Source organism: Nocardioides sp. Root151, assembly GCF_001427925.1.
Lineage (GTDB): Bacteria > Actinomycetota > Actinomycetes > Propionibacteriales > Nocardioidaceae > Nocardioides.
On the sequence record NZ_LMGG01000001.1, the window covers coordinates 500,778 to 501,068 of the forward strand.

At 72.5% G+C, this 291-nt stretch carries 1 pseudogene; it reads left to right on the top strand.

Annotated elements, in window-relative coordinates:
- Positions 1-16: 16 nt before the first annotated feature.
- A pseudogene (locus tag ASD66_RS24650) lies at positions 17-291 on the top strand (hypothetical protein); the annotation flags it as partial.

Here is a 291-nt window from a genome sequence, read left to right on the forward strand (position 1 = left end):
TCGGCAGACGCACCCGATGGCCACCCGCTGGCTGGTCGCCGACGGGCTGGACCTGGTGCACCGGCTGCCGAAGTGCTGGGCCGTGCTGAAGACCCTGCGGTGTGAGGCCTGGGTGGCCCGGCGGATCGCCCGCCTGACCCGACACCTCAATGCCGAGGACGCCGCCTACGTGGACGCGGCAGTCGCCGAGGCCCTGGCCGGGGAGCAGCCCTCGGTGGTGCTGGAGGCGTGTGAGGCGAAGATCATCGAGGCCAACCCACAGCTGCACGAGATCCGCACCCGCGAGGCCCG